Origin of the sequence: Streptomyces sp. NPDC007929 (assembly GCF_042959065.1) — a bacterium.
Taxonomy (GTDB): Bacteria; Actinomycetota; Actinomycetes; order Streptomycetales; family Streptomycetaceae; genus Streptomyces.
The window spans coordinates 576,666-598,869 of record NZ_JBIBKD010000001.1 but is presented as its reverse complement, the minus strand read 5'-3'; the positions used below and the strand labels follow the sequence as shown (position 1 = coordinate 598,869).

Annotated in this window: 22 protein-coding genes and 1 pseudogene; 10 read left to right on the top strand and 13 right to left on the bottom strand. The window is 72.2% G+C overall.

Annotation, left to right across the window (positions count from 1 at the left end):
• Positions 1-5: 5 nt before the first annotated feature.
• From ACFZDE_RS02710 to ACFZDE_RS02695, 4 genes are all read left to right on the top strand, one after another.
• Positions 6-404 (top strand): nuclear transport factor 2 family protein, encoded by a 399-nt coding sequence (locus ACFZDE_RS02710; protein ID WP_391196758.1) that lies wholly within the window; start codon positions 6-8, stop codon positions 402-404.
• A 70-nt stretch (positions 405-474) separates the two neighbouring features.
• Entirely contained in the window at positions 475-1,302 is an 828-nt protein-coding gene (locus tag ACFZDE_RS02705) for a methyltransferase (protein WP_391196755.1), read from the top strand.
• A 262-nt stretch (positions 1,303-1,564) separates the two neighbouring features.
• Complete coding sequence (rho, locus tag ACFZDE_RS02700; RefSeq protein WP_391196753.1) at positions 1,565-2,707, top strand: transcription termination factor Rho; 1,143 nt, start codon at positions 1,565-1,567, stop codon at positions 2,705-2,707.
• A 147-nt stretch (positions 2,708-2,854) separates the two neighbouring features.
• The gene (locus ACFZDE_RS02695) at positions 2,855-4,030 is read left to right on the top strand and encodes a serine hydrolase (protein ID WP_391196749.1); all 1,176 of its coding nucleotides are present in this window, start codon (positions 2,855-2,857) and stop codon (positions 4,028-4,030) included.
• 69 nt (positions 4,031-4,099) lie between these two features.
• Here ACFZDE_RS02695 and ACFZDE_RS02690 read toward each other — a convergent pair whose 3' ends face one another.
• The 12 genes from ACFZDE_RS02690 to ACFZDE_RS02635 form a co-directional block, all read right to left on the bottom strand.
• On the bottom strand, positions 4,100-5,032 hold the full coding sequence (locus tag ACFZDE_RS02690) for a glutaminase (RefSeq protein ID WP_391196747.1): 933 nt from the start codon (positions 5,030-5,032) through the stop codon (positions 4,100-4,102).
• A 34-nt stretch (positions 5,033-5,066) separates the two neighbouring features.
• A complete protein-coding gene (gene aspA, locus ACFZDE_RS02685) occupies positions 5,067-6,479 on the bottom strand; it encodes an aspartate ammonia-lyase (protein WP_391196745.1) in 1,413 nt (470 codons plus the stop codon).
• A 118-nt stretch (positions 6,480-6,597) separates the two neighbouring features.
• The gene (locus ACFZDE_RS02680; RefSeq protein WP_391196742.1) at positions 6,598-7,614 is read right to left on the bottom strand and encodes an asparaginase; all 1,017 of its coding nucleotides are present in this window, start codon (positions 7,612-7,614) and stop codon (positions 6,598-6,600) included.
• Between the two features lie 31 nt (positions 7,615-7,645).
• Positions 7,646-9,088 (bottom strand): amino acid permease, encoded by a 1,443-nt coding sequence (locus ACFZDE_RS02675; protein ID WP_391196740.1) that lies wholly within the window; start codon positions 9,086-9,088, stop codon positions 7,646-7,648.
• Entirely contained in the window at positions 9,085-9,762 is a 678-nt protein-coding gene (locus ACFZDE_RS02670; protein ID WP_391197434.1) for an FCD domain-containing protein, read from the bottom strand. The genes ACFZDE_RS02675 and ACFZDE_RS02670 overlap by 4 nt, the downstream gene beginning before the upstream one ends.
• 175 nt (positions 9,763-9,937) lie before the next feature.
• Positions 9,938-10,774: an undecaprenyl-diphosphate phosphatase gene (locus ACFZDE_RS02665; protein ID WP_391196738.1), complete on the bottom strand. Its 837-nt coding sequence runs from the start codon at positions 10,772-10,774 to the stop codon at positions 9,938-9,940.
• Between the two features lie 83 nt (positions 10,775-10,857).
• On the bottom strand, positions 10,858-11,205 hold the full coding sequence (crcB, locus tag ACFZDE_RS02660) for a fluoride efflux transporter CrcB (RefSeq protein ID WP_390990838.1): 348 nt from the start codon (positions 11,203-11,205) through the stop codon (positions 10,858-10,860).
• Positions 11,202-11,582 carry a DUF190 domain-containing protein gene (locus ACFZDE_RS02655; protein WP_390990841.1) on the bottom strand — a complete coding sequence of 127 codons (381 nt, stop codon included), beginning with the start codon at positions 11,580-11,582 and terminating at the stop codon, positions 11,202-11,204. The genes crcB (ACFZDE_RS02660) and ACFZDE_RS02655 overlap by 4 nt, the downstream gene beginning before the upstream one ends.
• Complete coding sequence (crcB, locus tag ACFZDE_RS02650; RefSeq protein WP_390990844.1) at positions 11,579-12,037, bottom strand: fluoride efflux transporter CrcB; 459 nt, start codon at positions 12,035-12,037, stop codon at positions 11,579-11,581. Before crcB (ACFZDE_RS02650) ends, ACFZDE_RS02655 begins: the two co-directional genes overlap by 4 nt.
• A gap of 195 nt (positions 12,038-12,232) precedes the next feature.
• Positions 12,233-13,192, bottom strand: coding sequence for an SMP-30/gluconolactonase/LRE family protein (locus ACFZDE_RS02645; protein WP_391196736.1), 960 nt, complete (start codon positions 13,190-13,192; stop codon positions 12,233-12,235).
• Positions 13,193-13,241: 49 nt separating this feature from the next.
• Complete coding sequence (locus ACFZDE_RS02640; RefSeq protein WP_390990849.1) at positions 13,242-13,499, bottom strand: helix-turn-helix domain-containing protein; 258 nt, start codon at positions 13,497-13,499, stop codon at positions 13,242-13,244.
• A gap of 269 nt (positions 13,500-13,768) precedes the next feature.
• A complete protein-coding gene (locus tag ACFZDE_RS02635; RefSeq protein WP_391196735.1) occupies positions 13,769-15,790 on the bottom strand; it encodes a beta-galactosidase in 2,022 nt (673 codons plus the stop codon).
• A 251-nt stretch (positions 15,791-16,041) separates the two neighbouring features.
• Here ACFZDE_RS02635 and ACFZDE_RS02630 point away from each other — a divergent pair.
• The 3 genes and pseudogenes from ACFZDE_RS02630 to ACFZDE_RS02620 form a co-directional block, all read left to right on the top strand.
• Positions 16,042-16,134, top strand: a pseudogene (locus ACFZDE_RS02630) (carbohydrate ABC transporter permease); the annotation flags it as partial.
• On the top strand, positions 16,131-17,162 hold the full coding sequence (locus tag ACFZDE_RS02625) for a substrate-binding domain-containing protein (protein ID WP_391196733.1): 1,032 nt from the start codon (positions 16,131-16,133) through the stop codon (positions 17,160-17,162). The pseudogene ACFZDE_RS02630 and the gene ACFZDE_RS02625, both read left to right, overlap by 4 nt.
• Before the next feature lie 95 nt (positions 17,163-17,257).
• Positions 17,258-17,683 carry a MarR family transcriptional regulator gene (locus tag ACFZDE_RS02620; RefSeq protein WP_391196730.1) on the top strand — a complete coding sequence of 142 codons (426 nt, stop codon included), beginning with the start codon at positions 17,258-17,260 and terminating at the stop codon, positions 17,681-17,683.
• Positions 17,684-17,686: 3 nt separating this feature from the next.
• Here ACFZDE_RS02620 and ACFZDE_RS02615 read toward each other — a convergent pair whose 3' ends face one another.
• On the bottom strand, positions 17,687-18,085 hold the full coding sequence (locus tag ACFZDE_RS02615; protein ID WP_030844525.1) for an SseB family protein: 399 nt from the start codon (positions 18,083-18,085) through the stop codon (positions 17,687-17,689).
• Positions 18,086-18,462: 377 nt separating this feature from the next.
• On the opposite strand from ACFZDE_RS02615, the gene ACFZDE_RS02610 reads away from it, so the two are divergent.
• From ACFZDE_RS02610 to ACFZDE_RS02600, 3 genes are read left to right on the top strand one after another with little or no spacing between them, the layout of a single operon-like run.
• On the top strand, positions 18,463-19,596 hold the full coding sequence (locus ACFZDE_RS02610; protein ID WP_391197432.1) for an MFS transporter: 1,134 nt from the start codon (positions 18,463-18,465) through the stop codon (positions 19,594-19,596).
• A gap of 34 nt (positions 19,597-19,630) precedes the next feature.
• Complete coding sequence (locus ACFZDE_RS02605; RefSeq protein ID WP_391197496.1) at positions 19,631-19,801, top strand: hypothetical protein; 171 nt, start codon at positions 19,631-19,633, stop codon at positions 19,799-19,801.
• On the top strand, positions 19,795-22,191 hold the full coding sequence (locus ACFZDE_RS02600; RefSeq protein ID WP_391196728.1) for a beta-galactosidase: 2,397 nt from the start codon (positions 19,795-19,797) through the stop codon (positions 22,189-22,191). The genes ACFZDE_RS02605 and ACFZDE_RS02600 overlap by 7 nt, the downstream gene beginning before the upstream one ends.
• Positions 22,192-22,204: the final 13 nt, after the last annotated feature.

The following is a 22,204-nucleotide window of genomic DNA, read 5'->3' as shown; positions in this document are numbered from 1 at the left end:
ATTCGATGCGTGCATTCCGTGAGGCGGTCGAGAAGCTCGACCTCGACGCCGCCGAGGCGCTGCTGGCGCCGGACGTCGTGTTCACCAGCCCGGTGGTGTTCAAGCCCTACGAGGGGAAGGCGATCACGGCAGCGATCCTGCGGGCCGTCTCGGAGGTCTTCCAGGACTTCCGCTACGTGCGCGAGATCAACGACGTGGACGGCCGCGACCACGCTCTGGTCTTCACCGCGCGCGTGGGTGACCGGGAGATCAACGGCTGCGACTTCATCCATCTCGACGACGACGGGCTCATCGACGAATTCACCGTGATGGTGCGCCCGTTGTCGGGTGCCCAGGCCCTCGCCGCGGCCATGGGCGAGAAGTTCGAGCGGATCGCCGAGGAGGCGCGCGCCCGCTCGAACTGAGCGACGGCTTTGGAGATCCGTTTCCCGCGTTCTCCCCGCGTCGGCGGCCGGTTCGGGGTTGGATGTCCCCATGACGTCCGCCGAGCACGACCGGCTGATGCGGGCCAACCAGGCCAACTGGGACGCCCGCACGCCCGTCCATCTCGCCAGCCGCTTCTACGGCCTCGACCAGGACCCCGATCCCGAGCGCTGGTTCGCCCCGTTCGAGTGGGAGGACCTCGGCGAGCTGGCCCGGCGTGACGTGCTGCATCTGCAGTGCCACCTCGGCACCGAGACGATCGCCTTCGCCCGGCGCGGCGCCCGGGCCGTCGGCCTGGACTTCTCCGCCGCGTCCGTGGCGGCCGCCCAGGACATCGCGGCGCGGGCCGGCGCCGAGGTGACGTACATCCGGGCGAACGTGTACGACGCCGTCGAGGCCCTGGACGGACGGCGATTCGACGTCGTCTACACCGGCAAGGGCGCCCTGTGCTACCTCCCCGACCTGGACCGGTGGGCGCGGACCGTCGGCCGGCTCCTGCGCCCCGGCGGCCTGCTGTACGTCGTCGAGTTCCACCCCCTGCTCAACGCGCTCGGGCCGAAGCCCGCCCCCGGCGAGGGACCCGAGCTGCTGCTGCGCCACGACTACCTGGGCGGCGCCGGAGCGGTGCACCGCGACGGGACCCACACCTACACCGACGGCCCCGCCGTCGAGGGCGCCACGGACAGTTACGAGTGGATGCACGGAATGGGCGAGGTCCTCAACGCGTTGACGGACGCGGGACTCACCGTGCGGCGGCTGCGGGAGGGCGACGAACTTCCCTGGCCGCGCTGGCCGCAGATGGTCCGTACGGAGTCCGGCTGGTGGCGTCTGCCCGAGCCGCGGATCCCGTTGCTGTACGGGCTGCTGGCCACGCGCTGACCCACCCCCGCTGAGGCGGGCCCACCCACGACCGCCGCTGTCGGTGGTACATTGCGAAGAGCACTCGTGCACGCCCCTCTCTGCGGGCGCCGGTGCGGTTCTTCATCTCTCCACCCTCATTTCCGGCACCACGACGTGTTCGTCGTATCCGAGGTGCTGTCACCCGCCGCCGGGAAGCGCGCCACAGGCCCTCCCTTCGCGGCACTTCCTCCTTCCCTTCGCACGTCCCCCGCCTGCCGTCCGTGAAAGGACACCCGTCACCATGACCACCACACTCGACCACCCGTCCGCACAGCAGCGGACCCCGGCCCGGACCGTGTCCGGCGTCCTCGACGTCGACGCGCAGGGGAAGGGGCACCTGCGCGGCGAGAGCTGCCTGCCCACGCCCGCCGACCCCGTCGTCTCCCCCGCGCTGATCCGCCGCTACGGCCTGCGCAAGGGCGACCTCGTCCAGGGCGTGACCGGCGACCGGCGCGGCCTGACCGACGTCACACGGGTCGACGGCCGTACGCCCGGCGATCCGCTCGGCCGGCGGCACTTCCGGGATCTGACGCCGCTGCACCCGCACGAGCGGCTGCGGCTCGAACACCCGGCCGCCGGACTGGCCGGGCGCGTCGTCGACCTGATCGCCCCCGTCGGCAAGGGCCAGCGCGGGCTCCTCGTGGCCCCGCCCAAGACCGGCAAGACCGTCCTCCTCCAGCAGCTCGCCGCCGCCGTCACCGGTAACCACCCCGAGGCCCGGCTGATGATGCTGCTGCTCGACGAGCGGCCCGAGGAGGTCACGGACATGCGGCGCTGTGTGCAGGGCGAGGTCTACGCCTCGACCTTCGACCGCAGCGCCAAGCAGCACATCGCACTCGCCGACCTGGTGATCGAGCGCGCCAAGCGGCGCGTCGAGGCCGGTGAGGACGTCGTCGTCCTCCTCGACTCGCTGACCCGGCTGTGCCGGGCGCACAACAACGCGGCCGCCGCCGGTGGGCGCATCCTCACCGGGGGCGTCGACGCGACCGCGCTGACCGGCCCCAAGCGGTTCTTCGGTGCCGCGCGGTCGGCCGAGGAGGGCGGTTCCCTCACGATCCTCGCGACCGCCCTGGTGGACACCGGCTCGCGGGCCGACGGCTTCTACTTCGAGGAGCTGAAGAGCACCGGCAACATGGAGCTCCGTCTGAGCCGCGATCCGGCCTCGCGCCGGGTGTTCCCGGCCGTCGACATCACCCTCTCCGGCACCCGCCGGGAGGAACTCCTGCTGCGCCCAGCCGAGTTGGCCGCCGTTCACGGACTGCGGCGGGTGTTGCGGGGCCGGGACGAGCAGGGCGGTCTGGAGACCCTTCTGGAGCGGATGCGCGAGACGCCGGACAACGCGACGTTCCTGCGGCGCATCCAGCCGACCCTGCCCTCGGACTGACGCGAGGGGCGACGCGAGGACCGCCGCGAGGGGCGGCTCCCCAGGGTCCGTGGATCCGGGCGCAGGGGAGCATCCATCCGGGTGCAACAGCGTGGCCTGCGGCCCCGCCGTCGCCCCGCAGAGCATCTCCGTTTCTACGTTGACCGTATGATCATCGGATTCTCTTCCCGGGTGGCCGTGTCGGCCGGTGCGCTCTGCACGGCGGGGCTGCTGGCGCTGATGCCCACGGCGATGGCCGACCCCGGCGGGGCGGAGCCCACTCCGACGGGCGGGTCCAGGGCCGCGGCCCCGCACCCCTCGCTGCTGTACCGCCCCGGCACCCAGGTCCGCCCGCGTTCCGGATCGGCGCGGCTGCCAAAGCTCTCCGCGCTGTCCTGGCTGGTGGCCGACGCCCGTACCGGGGAGGTGCTCGCCGCCCACAACGCGCACCGCAAGCTGCCTCCGGCCAGCACCCTGAAGACGCTGTTCGCCCTCACCGTGCTGCCGGGGCTGCCGGCGGGCGTCCGGCACACCGTCCGCGAGCGGGAGCTGCGGGGCATCGGCGAAGGCAGCAGCCTGGTCGGGGTCGCCGAGGGCCATACCTACCGCATCTCCGATCTGTGGCGCGGTGTCTTCCTCAACTCGGGCAACGACGCCGTGCACGTCCTGGCCGAGCTCAACGGCGGCTGGCGGGTCACCGCCCAGCGGATGCAGGCCAAGGCCCGGTCCCTCGGCGCCCGCGACACCCGTGTGGTGTCACCCGACGGCTACGACGCGCCGGGCCAGGTGTCGTCGGCGTACGACCTCGCCGTGTTCGGCCGGGTGGGGCTGCGCAACCCCGACTTCGCCCGGTACTGCGCCACCGTCGAGGCCAAGTTCCCCGGCGGCGGCAACGGCTCGTACCCGATCCTCAACACCAACCGGCTGCTGAGCGGCGCCAAGGGGGTGAAGCCGTACCGGGGGCTGATCGGCATCAAGAACGGCTACACCTCCAAGGCGGGCAGCACGCTGATCGCGGCGGCGCGCCGGGACGGGCGCACCCTGGTCGTGACGGTGATGAACCCTCAGGAGGGCGGCGGCTCCGCCGTGTACGAGGAGGCCCGCTCGCTGCTCGACTGGGGCTTCAGGTCGGCGGGGAAGGTCGAGGCGGTGGGCTCGCTCGGCGCGCCGGGCTCGTCCGCGCGACCGGCCGCGACGGTGGCGCCCGCGGTCGCGGCGGCCGTGCCGGAGGAGTCCGGGTCCGTCTGGACGGAGGCGGGGATGATCGCGGGCGCCGCGGGTACGGGCGCGGCGGTCGTGGTGCTGGTGCTGCGGCTTCCGGTCCGCAGACCCCGGCGGAGCTGACCCCCCGTCTGGGCCCCGGGGTCCGGGTGGAGGAGGGCGCCGGCCGGAAGGCCTTCGGCTCGCGTGTGGTCAGAACACCGACAGACCCGTCAGGGTCGTGAAGCGGTCCAGCGCCGCCACGCCCGCCACCGAGTTGCCCCGCTCGTCCAGACCCGGGCTCCACACGCACAGGGTGCAGCGGCCGGGGACGACCGCGATGATGCCGCCGCCGACGCCGCTCTTGCCGGGCAGGCCCACGCGGTAGGCGAAGTCGCCCGCCGCGTCGTACGTGCCGCAGGTCAGCATGATCGCGTTGATCTGCTTGGCCTGGCTGCGGGTGAGCAGGCGGGTGCCGTCGGCGCGGATGCCGTGCCGGGCCAGGAAGCCCGTGGCGAGGGCGAGGTCCGCGCAGGACGCGGCGAGGGAGCACTGCCGGAAGTACTGCTCCAGCAGCGTCGGGACCGGGTTGTCGATGTTGCCGTACGACGCCATGAAGTGGCCGAGCGCGGCGTTGCGGTCGCCGTGGGCGGTCTCGGAGGCGGCGATGTCCTCGTCGAAGTCCAGGCCGGGGTTGCCGCTCTCCGCCCGCAGGAACGCCAGCAGTTCGCCCGAGGCGTCGCCGCTGAGGGTGTGCAGCCGGTCGGTGACGACGAGGGCTCCGGCGTTGATGAACGGGTTGCGCGGGATCCCGTTCTCGTATTCCAGCTGGACCAGGGAGTTGAAGGGGTTGCCGGAGGGTTCGCGGCCCACGTGCTCCCACAGGGCGTCGCCCTCTCGGGACAGGTCGAGGGCGAGCGTGAACACCTTGGTCAGGGACTGCGCGGAGAAGGGCTGCCGCCAGTCCCCCACCCCGTACACCGTGCCGTCCAGGTGGGCGACGGCCATGCCGAAGCTGCGCGGGTCGCGGGCGGCGAGCGCCGGGATGTAGTCGGCGGGCCTGCCGCGGCCGGGGGTCCGTTCGACCTCCTCGGCGATGCGCTCCAGGACCGGCTGGAAGGTCGTCGTCGACGTCATGATCGTCATTGTCCCTCCGCCGGTCCCGGTGCGCTCTCGTGGGTCAGGCCGGGGCCTGGCCGTTGCCTGCCAGCACCTCGGGGCGCAGCAGGCCGGCGAGGGTCCCGGCGGGGAGCAAACCCTTCTCCAGGACCAGTTCGGCCACGCCCCGGCCGGTGGCGAGGGCCTCCTTGGCGATGTCGGTGGCGGCGGTGTAGCCGATGTGCGGGTTGAGGGCGGTGACCAGGCCGATGGAGTTCTCCACGCTCGCGCGCAGTGCCTCGGTGTTGGCGGTGATGCCGGAGACGCAGCGCTCGGCCAGGGTCAGGCACGCGCTCCGCAGGTGCGTGATCGACTCCGACAGGGAGTGCAGGATGATCGGCTCGAACGCGTTGAGCTGGAGCTGTCCGGCCTCGGCGGCCATGGTGATGGTGACGTCGTTGCCGATGACCTCGAAGGCGACCTGGTTGACGACCTCGGGTATCACCGGGTTGACCTTGCCCGGCATGATGGACGAACCGGCCTGCACGGGCGGCAGGTTGATCTCGCCGAGGCCCGCGCGCGGGCCGGAGGACAGCAGCCGCAGGTCGTTGCAGCTCTTGGAGAGCTTGACCGCGATGCGCTTGAGCACGCCGGACATCTGTACGAACGCGCCGCAGTCCTGGGTCGCCTCGACCAGGTTGGCCGCGGTGACCAGGGGCAGGCCGGTGATCGCGGCGAGGTGACGGCGGGCGGCCTCGGCGTATCCGGCGGGTGCGTTGAGGCCGGTGCCGATCGCGGTGGCGCCGAGGTTGATCTCGTGGATCAGTTGCACGGCCTCGGCGAGCCGGGCCCGGTCCTCGTCCAGCATGACGGCGTACGCGGAGAACTCCTGGCCCAGGGTCATGGGCACCGCGTCCTGCAACTGGGTGCGGCCCATCTTGAGCACGTCGCGGAACTCGACGGCCTTGCGGGCGAAGGTGTCCTGCAACACGGCCATCGCGTCGAGCAGCCCGCGTACCGCGAACACCGTGGCGATCTTGACGGCGGTCGGGTAGACGTCGTTGGTGGACTGGCCGAGGTTGACGTCCTCGTTGGGGTGCAGGAACCCGTACTCGCCCTTGGCGTGGCCCAGCAGCTCCAGCGCCCGGTTCGCCACGACCTCGTTGGCGTTCATGTTGGTGGAGGTGCCGGCGCCGCCCTGGACGACGTCCACGACGAACTGGTCGTGCAGCTTGCCGTCGCGGATCTCCCGGCAGGCCTCGACGATGGCGGCGGCCTTCTTCGCTTCCAGCAGACCGAGTTCCTCGTTGGCGAGGGCGGCGGCTTCCTTGACGGCGGCGAGGGCGTCGATGAGGTGCGGGTAGGCGGAGATGGGCATGCCCGTGATGGGGAAGTTCTCCGTGGCCCGCAGGGTGTGCACACCCCAGTAGGCCTCGGCGGGTACATCGCGGTCACCGAGCAGATCATGCTCGGAGCGGGTGGCGGCGCTCGTCATGAGGGTGAGGGTCTTCTTTCTGAGGTACAGGGGGAAGCGCCCCTGAAAGGGGCGCGGGGAACTGCGCGATCAGTCACAGGGGACCCGCGGCCGCCGGAAGGGAGAACCCGGCACGTCGTCAGGCGCGGTCAGCAGCGGCAAGCGGCTCCAGCGAGCGAACGGGCCGCACCCGCCCGACCTCCCGCCCCCCACCGAGCAGCGGCTCACCCGCGAACTCGGCGAGCAGCTCCTGGTCGACACCGGCCCAGCCCAACGCCGCGGCGGCAACCGGCACCCGCGCCCGATTCGCCCCGTCGGCGATCTTCACGGCGACGGCCCGGCCGTCCGGCAGCGCGGCGACCTGAACACCCTCGAAACCGTCCTTGGACAGCAACCCCGGCACGGCCCGCATCAGCGCGGCGACGTCCCGCCCGGAGCCGGAGGCCATCTCCGCGTGCTCGCGCATCGCGTCGGCGACCCGGGCCTCGGGTGTGCCCGGCGCGGCCGAGGCGATCCGGGCGGTGGCCCGGGCGAGGCCGTGCAGGGAGATGGAGAACAGGGGCGCGCCGCAGCCGTCGACGGTGACCCGGGCGATGCGCTGCCCGGTGAGGTCCTCGACGATCTCGGCGACGGCCTGCTGGAGGGGGTGCCCGGGGTCGAGGTAGTTCTCCAGGGGCCAGCCGTTGAGGGCGCAGGTGTAGAGCATGGCCGCGTGTTTGCCGGAGCAGTTCTGGGCGAGCCGGGAGGGCAGCCGGCCCTCGCGCACCCAGGCGTCCCGGACGACCGGGTCGAACGGCAGGTCCGGGACGTTGCGCAGGTGGTCCTCGGTGAGCCCGGCGAGTTCGAGGATGCGCCGGGTGCCGGCGAGGTGGCGTTCCTCGCCGGAGTGGCTGGCCGCCGTCAGGGACAGCAGCTCGCCGTCGAGCGGCAGCCCGGCCCGGGCCATGGCCACGGCCTGGACGGGCTTGATCGCGGAGCGCGGGTAGAAGGCGGCCTCGATGTCTCCGATCTGGAGCCGGACCTCTCCGTCGGCGTCGAGGACGACGACGGAGCCGTAGTGGATGCCTTCGACGATTCCGCCGCGGATGAGGTGGGCGACGGGGGCGTGGACGGGTTCGCGGACAAGGGGTGGGTCCGCGAGTGAACTGCTGAACATCACTGCCTGCTTCTCGTGGAGCGGCGCGGCTTCACGCGCCGGTTCCGGTGGTGGACGTGCGGGCGATACGGCCGCGGATGGCGAACCATCCGGCGACCAGGGCCCCGACGATCAGCGGCAGGCACAGCACGGTGGTGCGTCCCGCGCCGCCGTCGGCGTACATGAGGACCAGGACGGAGGCGAGGAAGGCCAGCGTCACGATCTCGGTCCAGGGGGAGCCCGGGAGCCGGTAGCCCGGGCGGGTCAGCTCGCCCTGCTGGGTCTTCTGCCAGAAGAGGAGGTGACAGATCATGATCATGCCCCAGGTGGCGAGGATGCCGATGGCGGCGAAGTTCAGCACGATCTCGAACGCCTCGGCGGGCACGACGAAGTTGAGTCCGACGCCCAGGACGCAGATGCCGCTGGTGAGCAGAATGCCGCCGTAGGGGACCTGGCTGCGGCTCATCACGGAGGTGAACCTGGGGGCGGAGCCGGACATGGCCATGGAGCGCAGGATGCGGCCGGTGGAGTAGAGGCCGGAGTTGAGGGAGGACATGGCGGCCGTGAGCACGACGAGGTTCATCACGCCGCCGGCGGCGGGTACGCCGATGTTGGACAGCACCGTCACGAAGGGGCTCTCGCCGGCCGTGTACTTGTTCCACGGCAGCAGCATCGACAGCAGCACGACCGAGCCGACGTAGAACACGCCGACGCGCCACATGATCGAGTTGATCGCCTTCGGCATGATCTTCTCGGGGTTCTCGGTCTCACCGGCGGCGACGCCGACCAACTCGACGGAGGCGTAGGCGAAGACGACGCCCTGGATGATCAGCAGCATGGGCAGCAGGCCGTGCGGGAAGATGCCGCCGCTGTCGCCGATCAGGGACGGACCGGGGGTGTGGCCGTCGACGGGGTGCTGGGTGACCAGCAGGAAGATGCCGATGCACATGAAGACGACCAGCGCGCCGACCTTGACGATCGCGAACCAGAACTCGAGCTCACCGAAAATCTTCACCGAGATCAGGTTGACGGTGAGAACCACCGCCAGCGCGATCAGGGCGATCACCCACTGGGGTATGTCGGAGAACATGCCCCAGTAGTGGGTGTAGGTGGCGACGGCGGTGATGTCGGCGATGCCGGTGGTCGCCCAGTTGAGGAAGTACATCCAGCCGGCGGTGTAGGCGCCCTTCTCCCCCATGAACTCGCGTGCGTAGGAGACGAAGGCGCCGGATGAGGGCCGGTACAGCACGAGTTCGCCGAGGGCGCGCACCACGAGGAAGGCGAAGAGGCCGCAGACCGCGTAGGCGATGAAGAGGGAGGGGCCGGCGTCGGCGAGGCGGCCGCCCGCGCCGAGGAAGAGGCCGGTGCCGATCGCTCCGCCGATGGCGATCATGTTGACGTGCCGGGACTTCAGGGACTTGCTGTAGCCCGCGTCTCCGGCATCGACATGGACGGAACGTTTCTGCACCTCGTTGTGCAGGGACTGCTCGCTCACGCCTCGGGTCCGCCTTCCGTGGGGGTGTCCGTGCGCGATGGACGCACGATGTCGGTGAGGGTCGTCTCGACGCGGTCGAGGTGGTGCTCCATGGCCTCCACCGCGTCGTTCTCGGAACCGTCGATCAGCGCCTCGACGATCGCCCGGTGCTCGCGGTTGGACTGCTCGCGGCGGCCGCCCAGCTCGTTGAGGAAGGCCGACTGGCGGGCCAGCGCGTCCCGGATCTCCTCGATGACCCGGCGGAAGACCGGGTTCTGGGCGGCCTCGGCCACGGCGAGATGGAACAGCGTGTCCATGGCGACCCACGCGGTGGTGTCCGTCTCCCGCTCCATCCGGTCCAGCAGATGGGCCAGGTGGTCGAGGTTCTCCGGGGTGCGGCGCCGGGCCGCGTACCCGGCGACCGGGATCTCGACGTGGCGGCGCACCTCCAGCAGGTCGCTGGCCGCGTAGTCGCCGAAGGTGGGGTCCTCGACGGTGCTGGCGACGACGAAGGTGCCCTTGCCGGTCCTGGACACGGTCAGGCCCATGGTCTGCAGCGCCCGCAGCGCCTCGCGCAGCACCGGCCGCGAGACCTCGAGGGTGCGGCACAGTTCCGCTTCGGAGGGGAGCTTGTCGCCGATGGCGTACTCGCCCCGCTCGATGGCGCCGCGCAGGTACGCCAGCACCGCTTCCATGGCACTGACGCGTCGCACAGGCTGTCCGGCTGTCCGGCTGTCTGACAGGTTCACGGGAGAGATACTCCGGGCGACGGACCGAGCTGTCAAGGGTGGAGCGCCCCGAAGGGGCGCGCGGAACCGCGCGCCGAGCCACGATGGCGCCGCGCACGGCCACGGGACCCCGGCAGTCCACTCAACTACTGAGCACACCCGTTCCGAGCAGCCCGAACAACAGCACACCCACCACGATCCGGTAGATCACGAACGCGTTGAACGAGTGCTTGGCGACGAACTTCAGCAGCCAGGCGATGGAGGCGTACGCCACGACGAACGAGACGGCCGTGCCCACGGCGAGCGGCGCGGCGCCCACCCCCGTGCCCAGGGCGTCCTTGAGCTCGTAGAGACCGGCACCGGTCAGCGCGGGGATGCCCAGGAAGAAGGACAGGCGGGTGGCGGCGACGCGGTCCAGGTCGAGGATGAGCGCGGTGGACATCGTGGCACCGGAGCGGGAGAAGCCGGGGAAGAGCAGGGCGAGGATCTGGGAGCTGCCGACCAGCATGGCGTCCTTGAAGGAGGTGTCGTCCTCGCCGCGCTTGTGCCGGCCCATCTGGTCCGCCGCCCACATCACACCGCTGCCGGCGATCAGCGAGCCGGCCACGACCCACAGCGAGGCGAGCGGGCCCTGGATGAGCGGCTTGGCGGCCAGTCCCACGGCGACGATCGGGATGGTCGCGACGATGACCCACCAGGCGAACTTGTAGTCGTGGTGGTATCTCTCCTCCCGGTCGCGCAGCCCCCTGCCCCAGGCGGAGACGATCCGCACGATGTCCTTGAAGAAGTACACGAGCACCGCGGCGATCGCGCCGACCTGGATGACGGCCGAGAACCCGACCACGGCGTCGTCGTCGACGGGGATGCCCATCAGCCCCTCGACGATCTTCAGATGGCCGGTGGAGGAGACGGGCAGGAACTCGGTCACCCCCTCGACGGCTCCGAGGACGACGGCCTGACCGACGCTGATGACGCTCATGGGATCCAGTTCTGCTCAGGGGGCGGGAGCGGAGGGGACCGTCTTACTACACCCCGGCGAGAAGCGGATCTCATGGACGCGCCTCACAGACGCGCCAGCGCCACCCCCGCGAAGGCCGCGGCGAGACCGACCGCCACGGTGACGCCGACGTTGAGGGCGGCCTGGAGCCGTGCACCGGTCTGGGCCAGTCGCAGCGTCTCGTAGGAGAACGTCGAGTAGGTCGTCAGGGCCCCGCACAGGCCGGTGCCGAGCAGCAGCTGGAGGTGGGTGGCGGCTCCGGTGAGCAGGCCGAGGATCAGGGAGCCGGTGACGTTCACCGTGAAGGTGCCCCAGGGGAAGACCGAGTCGTGCCGCGCCTGGACCGCCCGGTCGGTGAGGTAGCGCAGCGGGGCGCCGACCAGGGCGCCGCCGACGACCAGCAGCCAGTTCACAACGAGTTCTTACCCTTCGTGTCCGTCGCTCCGGGGGTGTCGTCCCGGCCCGTGTACCGGATGACCTCGCACTCGTCGAGTGTCACCAGCCCCTCGGTGACCAGTTCGTCGAGCTCCGGCAGGAAGGCGCGGACCCGGGGCTCGGTGTCGACGATCACCACGGCGACCGGCAGGTCCTCGCTCAGGGACAGCAGCCGCGAGGTGTGGATCAGGGAGGAGGCGCCGAAGCCCTCGATGCCGCGGAAGACGCTGGCACCCGCGAGTCCTGCCGCGTGGGCCCGGTGCACGATCTCCGAGTAGAGGGGCTTGTGGTGCCAGGTGTCGCGCTCGCCGACGAAAGCGGTCAGGCGCAGGGCCCTGCCGGTCAGCCTCGTCATCGTCGCCCTCCGTTCAGGACACGGCGGGTCGTCCCGGCCGCGAGCCACACCGCTGTGAGCGCCGCGAGCGGGGTCGCGGCGAGGTAGACGAGACCGATGCCGGGACGGCCGCCGTCGATGAGTCTCTGGATGTCGACGGCGTACGTCGAGAAGGTGGTGAAGCCGCCGAGGACGCCGGTGCCGAAGAAGGGCCGGACCAGGGGGTGGGCGGTCCGGATCTCGGTGATGACCACCATGAACACGCCGATCACCGCGCAGCCGGCGATGTTGACCCCGAGGGTCGTCCAGGGCAGTCCGCCCGGGGGCGTGGGCCACCAGAGGGAGGCCGCGTACCGGGCGGCCGCGCCCACTCCCCCGCCGAGCGAGACGACCGCGACGACAGGGGCCTGGGCCCGCCAGGGTGACGACGGGTGGGGTGTGGGTGTCGTGGCGCGGAGGCTCTCGGGGGCTGTCATGGGGTCGTCCGTCTCCTACTCGCCGGGGCCCGGGGTCGTACGGGCGTGTGCCGTCGCAAGTAGGGACCGTTGGCGGCGTCCTCGCCGCGGTTCGGGTACGGCGGGCCCCACCGCCGCGCCGCGACGCCCGTCGCGGCCGGAGTTCAGGTTAACCCCGGGGGCGGGGCGGGGTCACTCCGAGGCGGACGGTGGAGGTCACTTCGCCGCGGGCGGCTCGCAGACCGCCACACCTCGTTCATGGACGCTGCCGAGGATCAGGTGCCCGCCCGCTTCGCAGACGCTGGTGGGCATGCGGTAGCCGGAGCGGCGGCGGGCGAGGTGGTGCACGACGCGGCCCGCGTCGTCGAAGGCCTGGACGGCGATCGCTCCGGTGGGCCGGAACGGGGCGCGTACGGCGACGCGCGCGGCGGCGGCCCGGACGCCGGGCGCACTGCGGTGGAACAGGTCGAGGGCCGGGACGCGCGGCCCGGCGAGCGCGACCCAGATCGGTCCGTCGGGCGCGCCGCGCCAGAGGTTGTCGGGCATGCCCGGGAGGTCCTCGGCGAACGGCTCACCGCGCCCCGCCTTCGGCCCGGTGAGCCACACGCGCAGCAGCCGGCGGGCACCGGTCTCGGCGACGACGAGGAAGGACTCGTCCGCGCCGACGGCGATGCCGTTGGCGAACTGCAGCCCGTCCAGCACCACTTCGGGGGTGTCACCACCGGGGGCGAGCCGCAGTAGTCGTCCCGTACCGGTGTGTTCGACGATGTCGCCGATCCACTGCTGAAGCGGGTAGCGGCGGCTGGACACGGTGAAGAGGACGCTGCCGTCGGAGAGGGCCACGACGTTGCTGCAGAAGCGCAGTGGTTCCCCGGCCACCGAGTCGGCGAGGATCCGGACCGTGCCGTCGCCGGTGCCGACGCGCAGGAGTCCGCGCTCGGCGTCGCACACCAGCAGGTCGCCGTCCGGGAGGAGTTCGAGTCCGAGCGGCCTGCCACCGGTCTCGGCGATCACCTCGACGCGGGCCGCGACGGGGTCGCCGAGGGCGTCGAGGCGCAGGATGCGGCCGTCGGCGACGCCGGTGAGGACGCGGCCGCGCGGGTCGGCGACCACGTCCTCGGGGCCGGGGCCCACCGCGACGTAGTGGCGGGGTACGAGTGCCGTGGGGCGGTCCATCACGCGCGTGTCCTCCACCGTCGGGGGCGTCACCGGTCTATCGGGGCGCCTACCAGCCCTTCTCGAACATCCGCGCGACCTCGGCGATCCGGATGTCGTCGCGGTGGTAGCGCACCCGGCCGGCGGACCTGCTGGTGCGCACCATGCCGGTGGCCTCCAGCAGCCGCAGATGGGTGACGGCGACCTGGCGCGGCAGCGAGAACCGCTCGGCGACGGCGTCCGCGGTGACACCGTCCGCCGCGGGACCGGGTTCCTTCAGCCAGGTCAGGATGCGCAGCCGCGTCTCGTCCGTGGGTGTCCTCAGCATGTCGTGCCCCTGCCTCGCGGCTTCGCCCTCTCACCGAGTCTTCCCACTGTCTCGCAGCCGACGCCGCCGCGTCCGGGCTTCGGCATCGTTGACCGATACCGAACTGCCCTGCCGGGCCCCTCCCGCGAGGGAGCCGTGCCAGTAGCCGTGGAAGGACAGGCCGATCGCGTGGGACTGCACGCCGTGGGAGCGGGCGCTGTCGAACCCACCAGCGGGTGCCCTCCAGGTCACCGCCCCCGGCGAGGACCTGGAGGGCCATGTCGGCCGGTTCAGCCGTCGAGCCGGACGACCCGGACGGCTCCGGCCGGGACGGCAAGGCGGCCCGCGGCGGGTTCGCCGGTCAGCAGCTCGGTGCCGGCGGACTCCAGCGGCACCTTGACGTCCGAGCCGGTGTGGTTGAGCGCGAACAGGTAGGTGCCCGACGTGCCGGTGCGGCGGACCACTTCGACGTCTCGGGGCAGATCGGCGCGCGGGGCGAGCCGGGCGTCCTCGCCCGCCCGGCCGAGCAGCGCGTCGAGGCCGTCGGCGCCGAGCCGGGTGGAGACGTACCAGGCGGTGCCCTCGCCGAGGCGGTGCCGGGTGACGGCGGGCAGCCCGGCGGTGAGGCCGTCGGCGTAGCTCAGGACGGTCTCGGCACCGCGCGGCACCACGAACTCCGTCCATACGTCGGCGGCCAGCTCGGTGCCGTCCGGGCCGGTGACGCGCACCCGTTCGCCGGGCAGCAGCGGGGAGAACTCCTCGACGGTGAGGCCGAGGACGTCCCGCAGCGGGCCCGGGTAGGCGCCCTCGTGGACGGCGTCGTGCTCGTCGACGATGCCCGAGAAGTAGGAGACGACGAGCGTGCCGCCGCTCTCGACGTACGTCTTCAGATTGCGCCCGGCCGCCTCCGACATGAGGTACAGGGCCGGTACGACGACAAGGGGATAGCTCGACAAGTCGGCTTCCGGGTGGGCGAAGTCGACGGTGAGATGGCGGTCGTAGAGGGCCTCGTAGAAGGCGTCGGCGCGCTCGCGGGCCTCGTGGTCGACGCTGGGGCGCCAGTCGAGGTTCTGCGCCCACCAGGAGTGCCAGTCCCACAGCACGGCCACGTCGGCCTCGGTGCGGGTGCCGCGGATCTCGCTCAACGCCTCGATCGAGGCGCCGAGTTCGACGACCTCGCGCCATACGCGGGTGTCGGTGCCGCCGTGCGGGACCATCGCCGAGTGGAACTTCTCGGCGCCGCGCCGGGACTGGCGCCACTGGAAGAACAGGGCGCCCTCGGAGCCGCGCGCCACATGGGCGAGGGAGTTGCGTGCCATCTGGCCGGGAGCCTTGGCCGGGTTGCGGAGCTGCCAGTTGACACCCGAGGTGGAGTGCTCCAGCAGCAGCCAGGGGGCGCCGCCCGCGACGGAGCGGGTGAGGTCGGCGGCCATCGCCAGATTGACGTGGGTGCGGCGGCCGTCGGTGATCAGGTAGTGGTCGTTGGTGACGAGGTCGACCTCGCGGCCCCAGGCCCAGTAGTCGACGGAGTCGCACTGGCTCAGCGCCGTCATGAAGTTGGTGGTGACCGGGACGCCCGGCGAGAGGCGGTGCAGGATGTCCCGCTCCGCCACGAAGTTCTCACGCATGGTGGCGTCGGCGAACCGCTTGTAGTCCAGCGCCTGGGCGGGGTTGACGGCCGCCGGGGTGAGCCGGGGCGGGTTGATGTCCTCCAGGTCGCCGTAGCGCTGGCCCCAGAAGGCCGTGCCCCAGGCCTCGTTGACCGCGTCGACCGTGCCGTACACGGCGGCCAGCCAGCGGCGGAAGTGGGCGGCGCAGGACGCGCAGTAGCAGGCGGAGACCGGGACGCCGTACTCGTTGTGGACGTGCCACATCGCCAGCGCGGGGTGGTCGCCGTAGCGCTCGGCGAGCCGGTGTGTGATGGACGCCGCGGCCTCGCGGTAGTCGGTGTTGCTGTGGCAGATGGCCGCCCGGGAGCCGAACTCGTAGCGCACGCCCTCGGCGGTCACCGGCAGTGCCTCGGGGTGGGCCCGGTAGAACCAGACGGGCGGTACGACGGTGGGGGTGCCGAGGTCGACGCGGATGCCGTGCTCGTGCAGCAGGTCCAGGAGCCGGTCGAGCCAGCCGAAGTCGTAACGACCGGGTGCGGGCTCCAGCAGGGCCCAGGAGAAGATCCCGACGCTCACCAGGGTGACGCCGGCCTCCCGCATCAGCCGGACGTCCTCCTGCCAGACGCTTTCCGGCCACTGCTCGGGGTTGTAGTCCCCACCGAAGGCGAGCCTGGTGAGGCCCCTGGGGGTGGTCTCCGGCATGGATGGTCTCCCGGTCGATCGACGATGTGGGAACGTACACACACGCCGGCCCCGGCGCGGAGGCCAACATAACCCCACAGCATCAACCACTGGCAAGGGTCTAGAAGGTTCCTCTCCTGTGAACGCTCACAGACGCATGGCGGGTGTTCGCAGCAGGCGGTACCCCGCGTCAGGGAGAGATCCACGCCGTACACGAAGCGCCGCCGCCCCGTGACAACCTCTGGCGGATCTTCATCCGGAGACGAGAAGTTCCGATCACGCTCGGCCTGTTCACGTTGCTGGAGCCGGGCGCCAACACCCCGGCCTGGAGTCCGGATCCGCTCCCCGGAGCCGTAAAGTCATGACCATGAACGCTGCGGGAGGCAGGCGCAGGCCGCCCACGATCCATGACGTGGCCCGCGAGGCGGGGGTCTCGCGCGGCACCGTCTCACGCGTGCTGAACGGTGGCCACTACGTCAGTCCGGCCGCCCAGGAGGCGGTCGACGCCGCCATCCGCAGGACGGGTTACGTGGTCAACCGGCACGCCCGGTCCCTGATCACCGGGCGGTCCGACTCGATCGGCTTCCTGCTCACGGAGCCGCAGGAGCGGTTCTTCGAGGACCCCAACTTCAACGTCCTGTTGCGCGGCTGCACCCAGGCGCTGGGCGCGCACGACATTTCGCTGCTGCTGATGCTGGCGGGCACCGAGGACGAACGGCGGCGCATCACCCGGTACATCACGGCCGGGCACGTCGACGGCGTGCTGCTGGTCTCCAGCCACTCCGGTGATCCGGTCGTCGAGCGGTTGCGTGAGGCGGGGGTGCCGCTGGTCGCGTGCGGGAAGCCGATCGGGCTGACCTCCAAGGTGAGTTACGTGGCCGCCGACGACCGGGACGGGGCCCGGGACATGGTGCGCCACCTGCTGTCGCTCGGGCGGCGGCGGGTGGGCACGGTGACCGGTCCGCTGGACACGCCCGGTGGTGTCGAGCGTCTGGCCGGTTACCGAGAGGTGCTCGCCGAAGCGGGCCTGGAGTTCGACGAGCGGCTGGTCGTCTCCGGTGACTACGGCCGGGCGAGCGGGGAGGCGGCTGCCGAGCGACTGCTGGCGCGGGCCGGGGACATCGACGCGGTGTTCGTGGCCTCCGACCTGATGGCGCAGGGCGTCCTCGCGGCCCTGCAACGGGCCGGGCGGCGGGTGCCGCAGGACGTGGCGGTCGGCGGGTTCGACGACTCGCCGGCGGCCGTGGCGTCCAGCCCCGAGCTGACGACGATCCGGCAGCCGTGGGACCGCATCAGCAACGAGATGGTGCGGGTGCTGCTCGCGCAGATCGGGGGTGAGGATCCGGCCACGGTGATCCTGCCGACGGAGCTGGTCAAGCGGGAGTCGACGTAGGGGTTCGGAGGGAGCCGCGAGCGGCGCCTCGGGGGGTTCGGAGCCCATACTGCATGCACGGTCATTGAACCCTGGACCGGTGTTACCGTTCCCCTATGGCGTCGAAAACGGCTGGTGGGCAGCTAGAGGATCGGTGGCGCGACATCCTGTCGGCGCACGCGCGCACGATGTGCGAGATCGACCGGGCGCTGCATCCGCACGGTCTCGGCGCCTCCGACTTCGAGGTCCTGGACATGCTCGCGACCGCCGCGCCCGACGAGGGCGAGCAGTGCCGGGTGCAGAACCTGGTGGGCCGGGTCCACCTCAGCCAGAGCGCGCTGTCGCGGCTGATCGCCCGGCTGGAGAAGGACGGGCTGGCGACGCGGTCCGTGTGCGCGGAGGACCGGCGCGGAGTATGGGTCTCCCTGACGCCCAGGGGCCGTGATCTGCACGAGCGGGTGCTGCCGTTGCAGCGGGCAGCCCTGTCCCGGACGCTGGGCGGAGAGCCGCCCAGGCCCGGATCGGGTCGGTCGCCCCGCTAGGGCCTAGCGTGCCAGCAGGGTACGGACTCCCTCCGAGGTCAGTGTCAGGCGGTGCTCCGAGCTGCCGTCGATGGTGAGCGACAGGTCGTCGGCGGGCCACTGCGCGGCGAGGGCGCCGAGGGGCACCAGGCGGTAGCGGGAGACGAACGGCAGCAGTCCGGCCATCTCCACCTCGGAGGTGAACACAGGCACCACCGGTTCGCCGCCCGGCTGCTCCAGCACCGGCAGCGCCACCGCCGAGGGATTGGCGGCGTCGGAGTCGTTGGCGTCGTCGGGCACGGGGATGAGCACGTCGCTGTTGGCGAGCGCGTCCAGAGCCGCCGTGTCCTCGGTGTTCTCGGCGAGGACGTCCAAAGCCCGCTGGGCGGGCGTGGGCGTGGGGTCGTTCGCGGGTGTCTCCATGGCAGATTCCCTGGTAGCGGCGGTCGTGCGGCGCGCCCGGGCATGATCCGCCCGGGTGCGGTCCTGCTCGCGTACCCGAACGGGCACGGGGCAACCCTGGTGGATCTTCGGGGTTGGTGGGGGCGCGGGGGAGATCTTGTGAGGGCCGGGGTGCCGGGGTCGCCGGGGGATGTTGACGACTCTGATGTTACCGGTAACATCAGGCGTCTGATCCTCCCGTAGGCGTCTGATCCTCCCGTAGGCGTCTGATCCTCCCGTAGGCGTCCGATCCTTCCGCAAGCGACTGTGCCCTCCGCCCACCCCACGGTGGCCCGTCCTCCGGAGTCCGCGTGATCGAAGAGCACGTTGCCCGCCTCTCCCCCGCACCCCCCGGCCCCGTGTTCAGCAGGGCCGCCGTGGTCGCCTCCTGCGTGGGCTTCGTGCTCATCGGGGTGTTGCAGGCCCTGTACGGTCCGGCGATCCCGGCGCTGCGCGCGGAGTTCGGACTCTCGCCCTCAGCGGCGGGGCTGGGGCTGAGCGCGCACTTCGTGGGCGGGGTAGCCGGGGTGCTGCTGTTCGACCGCCTCTACGGCCGGATCGGCAACCGGCGCCTCCTCGGCGGCTCGTATCTGCTGATGGCCGTGGGCGCGGCCGGTTTCGCGCTGGCGCCCGACTGGCCCACCGCCCTGGCGGCCGCCCTCCTCGCCGGGCTCGGCTTCGGCGGTATCGACTACGGCCTCAACCAGCTGTTCGCCGTGGGCTTCGGCCACCGTTCGACGGCGATGCTGAACATCCTCAACGCGCACTTCGGGATCGGCGCCGTCCTCGGTCCCGCCGTGATCGGCGCGGTCGGCTCCGAGCACTACCCGGCCGTCTTCCTCGCCTTCGCGCTCGCCAACCTGCCGCTGCTGCTGTGCCTGCGGGGCGTGCGGAGCCAGGCGCCCGCACCGGCCGGGGACGAGAGCGGCGGCGGGACCGTCCTCGGGCGGAGCCTCGGCTCCGTGCTCGCGGTGTTCGTCGTCCTCTATGTGCTGCACGTCGGCGTCGAGGCCGGTGTCGGCGGCTGGGAGCCCACGCACCTGGAGACCGTCGGGTACACCGCGGGGGTGGCCGCCACCGCGACCTCCGTGTACTGGCTGATGATGACCGTCGGCCGCTTCCTGGCCGCCCCGCTCGCGCTGCGCTTCTCCGCCCAGGCCATCATCACCGTCTCCTGCGCGGGCATGACGGTGTGTCTGCTGGCCGCGACCGTCCCGGCGCTCGCGCCCTGGGCGTACGCCGGTGTCGGTCTGTTCATCGCGCCGATCTTCCCCACCGGGCTGCCCTGGCTCAACCGCGCCGCCCCGCGGGCCCGGCGGGCCGGTGCCCTGGTGATCGCGGCCTCCCTGGTCGGCGGTGTCGCCGCGGGGCCCGCGCTGGGCAAGGCCATCGAATGGTCCGGGGTCCGCGCCGTCCCGCTCCTGCTGTGCGGGGTGTCGGCGCTGTGCCTGACCGCCACGCTCTGGCTGGTCCGCGCCACCCGCGCCCGCTGACCGAACCGCCCCTCTCCAGAAGGGAAGCCTCCCCATGCCCGCCCTGACGACGACGTCCGACGGCCCGCAGCGCACGCTGTACGTTCCCGCCCCGGTGCTGCGTACGGGCTCCAACGAGCTCGTCCTGCTGGAGCTGCGCGCCGCCACCGCCACCCGTGCCCTGCTCACCGACACCCCCGACCTCGGCCCGGAGAACACATGGTGACGCGTCTGCTGCGCGTTCCCCCGCCTGCCGCTCCCCCGCCGGGCGGCCCCCTGCCCTTCGCGGACGCGCCCGGTGTGCCCGACCCGATCGAGGTCACCGGCCGCTGCCTGACCAGGGGAGGCCGCCCCTGGTTCCCGGTCTCCGGCGAGTTCCACTATTCCCGCTACCCGAACGGGGACTGGGAGGAGGAGCTGCTGAAGATGAAGGCGGGCGGGGTGAGCGCCGTCGCCTCCTACGTCATCTGGATCCACCACGAGGAGGTCGAGGGCCGGGTCCGGTTCGACGGCGACCGCGACCTCAGACGGTTCGCCGAGCTGTGCGCCCGCCACGGACTGGACTTCATCCCCAGGATCGGCCCCTGGTCCCACGCGGAGGTACGCAACGGCGGGCTGCCCGACTGGCTCCTGGCCCGGACGCGCGCACCGCGCACCGACGACCCGGCCTATCTGTCACCCGTACGCGCCTGGTTCGCGCGGATCGCGGGGCAGCTGCGGGGCCTTGAGCGGGCGAGCGGCGGCCCGGTCGTGGCGATCCAGATCGAGAACGAGCTCTACGACCGGCCCGGCCACCTGCGCACGCTCAAGCGCATGGCCCAGGAGGCCGGACTGAGCGCGCCGCTCTGGACATCGACCGCGTGGGGCGGGGTCCGGCTCCCGGGCGAGGAGTTGTTTCCGCTGTACGGCGGCTACCCGGAGGCCTTCTGGACGGAGGCCGACGGGGGCTGGCCCGACACCTGCCGCAAGCACTTCTTCTTCACCCACCAGCGCGATGACGAAGCGATCGGCGCCGATCTGCGGCCCACGGGCCCACCGGACACCGGTGCCGGTGCCGGTGCCGGTGCCGACCGATTCCCCTGGGCCACCTGTGAGTTGGGCGGCGGCATGGCGGTGGCCTACCACCGGCGGCCCCGGGTGGAGGCCGCCGACGTCGGCGCCCTCGGGCTGACGAAGATCGGCTGCGGGTCGGTGTGGCAGGGCTACTACATGTTCCACGGCGGTACGAACCCGCCCGGCGAGCTGACCTCCCTCCAGGAGTCGCACGCCACCGGCTGCCCCAACGACCTGCCCGTCCTGACCTACGACTTCCAGGCCCCGCTAGGCGAGTACGGACAGGTGCGGCCCTCTTACCACGAACTGCGCCTCCAGCACCTGCTGCTGGCCGACCAGGGACACCGGATCGCGCCCATGCGGTCCGTGCTGCCCGAGCAGTCGCCGAGCGGGCAGCACGACCGGGACACCCTGCGCTGGGCGGTGCGCACCGACGGCACCTCGGGCTTGCTGTTCGTGACCAACCACCAGCCGCACGAGCCGCTGCCGGACCACCCCGGCACGCACTTCACGATCGACTTCCCGCACGCGCCCTCGCTGAGCCTGCCGAGCACTCCCGTCACCGTCCCCTCCGGCGCGTACTTCTGCTGGCCGCTGCGGCTGGACGTGGCCGGTCTGCGGCTGGACTGGGCCACGGCCCAGCCCGTGTGCACCGTCGAGGCGGACGGCCGTACGGTCCTGGTGCTGGCCGCGACCGACGGCATCGCGCCCGAACTCGCCCTGGACGCCGACACGGTGGCGTCCGTGACGGTGCCGTCCGGGGAGATCACACCGGTCGCCGGGCGGGTCCTGGTCGGCGGGGTACGGCCCGGAACCGACGCCCTGGTCGAGGTGGAGACGGCCGGCGGTTCACGCGTCGGCCTGCTGGTGCTGGACGCGGCGACGGCCCGTACCGTCTACCGGGGCCGGGCCTGGGGCGCCGAGCGGCTGGTGCTGTGCGGGGACGGTGTCGTCTTCGACGAGAGCCGTGACCAGGTGCGGCTGCACAGTCCGGCGGCCCGGCCGTCGTTCGCGGTGCTGCCCGCACCGGATGCCGCCCTGGTGGTGGAGGGGGCCCAGGTGCGGCGGAGCGCGGACGGGGTGTTCACGCGCTGGACGATCGAGACCGGGCGTCCCGCCACCACCACGGCGACGGTCACGCGCGTCCGCCCGGCCGGCCGGGCGCCCCTCCCGGTGACCGGGGTGCGGGGCCGGGCGGGCGTGCCGCGCGAGGAGGACATCGAGGCGGGGGCCGCCGCGTACCGGGTCGACATACCGGAGGACCTGCTCCGGACCCCCGAGGGTGTGCTGCTGCGGCTGCGCTGGACGGGGGACCTGGCACGGGCCTACGTGGGGGACGTCCTGGTCGCCGACCAGTTCTGCTCGGGGCGGGTCTGGGACATCGGCCTGGACCGGCTGCCGGCCGGGGCGCTGCGCGCGCGGGGGCTTCGGCTGCGGGTGCTGCCACTGCACGAGGACGCGCCCGTGCACGTGCCGGGGCGCTCGGGTGACGCCTGGCGGGAGGCGCGTGTACTGGACGCGGCATGGGTGGTCACACGCCGCTGGAGCGTGACGACCGGCTGAGACGCCGCGAGCA

Coding starts and splice junctions, on each gene's coding strand:
- ACFZDE_RS02710 (WP_391196758.1), top strand. CDS start 6: ATGCGTGCATTCCGTGAGGCGGTCGAGAAGCTCGACCTCGACGCCGCC.
- ACFZDE_RS02705 (WP_391196755.1), top strand. CDS start 475: ATGACGTCCGCCGAGCACGACCGGCTGATGCGGGCCAACCAGGCCAAC.
- rho (WP_391196753.1), top strand. CDS start 1,565: ATGACCACCACACTCGACCACCCGTCCGCACAGCAGCGGACCCCGGCC.
- ACFZDE_RS02695 (WP_391196749.1), top strand. CDS start 2,855: ATGATCATCGGATTCTCTTCCCGGGTGGCCGTGTCGGCCGGTGCGCTC.
- ACFZDE_RS02690 (WP_391196747.1), bottom strand. CDS start 5,032: ATGACGATCATGACGTCGACGACGACCTTCCAGCCGGTCCTGGAGCGC.
- aspA (WP_391196745.1), bottom strand. CDS start 6,479: ATGACGAGCGCCGCCACCCGCTCCGAGCATGATCTGCTCGGTGACCGC.
- ACFZDE_RS02680 (WP_391196742.1), bottom strand. CDS start 7,614: ATGTTCAGCAGTTCACTCGCGGACCCACCCCTTGTCCGCGAACCCGTC.
- ACFZDE_RS02670 (WP_391197434.1), bottom strand. CDS start 9,762: ATGGAAGCGGTGCTGGCGTACCTGCGCGGCGCCATCGAGCGGGGCGAG.
- ACFZDE_RS02665 (WP_391196738.1), bottom strand. CDS start 10,774: ATGAGCGTCATCAGCGTCGGTCAGGCCGTCGTCCTCGGAGCCGTCGAG.
- ACFZDE_RS02655 (WP_390990841.1), bottom strand. CDS start 11,582: ATGACGAGGCTGACCGGCAGGGCCCTGCGCCTGACCGCTTTCGTCGGC.
- crcB (WP_390990844.1), bottom strand. CDS start 12,037: ATGACAGCCCCCGAGAGCCTCCGCGCCACGACACCCACACCCCACCCG.
- ACFZDE_RS02645 (WP_391196736.1), bottom strand. CDS start 13,192: ATGGACCGCCCCACGGCACTCGTACCCCGCCACTACGTCGCGGTGGGC.
- ACFZDE_RS02640 (WP_390990849.1), bottom strand. CDS start 13,499: ATGCTGAGGACACCCACGGACGAGACGCGGCTGCGCATCCTGACCTGG.
- ACFZDE_RS02635 (WP_391196735.1), bottom strand. CDS start 15,790: ATGCCGGAGACCACCCCCAGGGGCCTCACCAGGCTCGCCTTCGGTGGG.
- ACFZDE_RS02625 (WP_391196733.1), top strand. CDS start 16,131: ATGACCATGAACGCTGCGGGAGGCAGGCGCAGGCCGCCCACGATCCAT.
- ACFZDE_RS02620 (WP_391196730.1), top strand. CDS start 17,258: ATGGCGTCGAAAACGGCTGGTGGGCAGCTAGAGGATCGGTGGCGCGAC.
- ACFZDE_RS02615 (WP_030844525.1), bottom strand. CDS start 18,085: ATGGAGACACCCGCGAACGACCCCACGCCCACGCCCGCCCAGCGGGCT.
- ACFZDE_RS02605 (WP_391197496.1), top strand. CDS start 19,631: ATGCCCGCCCTGACGACGACGTCCGACGGCCCGCAGCGCACGCTGTAC.
- ACFZDE_RS02600 (WP_391196728.1), top strand. CDS start 19,795: ATGGTGACGCGTCTGCTGCGCGTTCCCCCGCCTGCCGCTCCCCCGCCG.